This window comes from Candidatus Melainabacteria bacterium RIFOXYA2_FULL_32_9, assembly GCA_001784615.1.
Lineage (GTDB): Bacteria > Cyanobacteriota > Vampirovibrionia > Gastranaerophilales > UBA9579 > UBA9579.
The window spans coordinates 1-603 of the sequence record MFRQ01000003.1 but is presented as its reverse complement, the minus strand read 5'-3'; the positions used below and the strand labels follow the sequence as shown (position 1 = coordinate 603).

The following is a 603-nucleotide window of genomic DNA, read 5'->3' as shown; positions in this document are numbered from 1 at the left end:
TCAACCCACCATGTTTGAGGATCTTTTGTTGAATCTTGTATAAAATAAATTTCTTTTTTTCTTATACTCATTGGGATATGCATATAAATTTCCCTATTTCTAAAATGACTTATTTCAACCTCCATTAAAGGAATTTTAATTTTATATTTTTCCTCTATATATTTTTGAATTTTATTAGAAAAGTCCCAAGCATTAGAATTTCTATCTGCTAACAAAATCATTTTATCCATAATAAAAATTATAAAGAGTTATTTAAATTAATTATTATACTAAAATGTATGAAATTAACAAAAAATGAAACCATTATTTTAATTTTCTTGATTATTTTTCTTATCGCAGTAAATTATTCCTGGTTGGATGGCTTAGTTATAGATTCTTTTTCTGATTCTGACACGACAATTGTTAAAAGAATTGTTGATGGAGACACTATTGAAACTGAGCTTGGAAAGATAAGACTCCTTGGAATTAACACTCCTGAAAAAAAAGAAAAATATTATCAAGAGGCAAAAGATTCTCTCAATGAAAAAATTTTAAATAAAACAGTCAGGCTTGAATATGGAAAAGATAAAAAAGACAGATATAACAGAACACTTGCTTATGTTT

Annotated in this window: 2 pseudogenes; one reads left to right on the top strand and one right to left on the bottom strand. The window is 25.2% G+C overall.

The features are described 5' to 3' along the window. Positions 1-221 (bottom strand): annotated as a pseudogene (locus A2255_05175) (hypothetical protein). A gap of 57 nt (positions 222-278) precedes the next feature. On the opposite strand from A2255_05175, the pseudogene A2255_05170 reads away from it, so the two are divergent. Further along, positions 279-603, top strand: a pseudogene (locus A2255_05170) (hypothetical protein).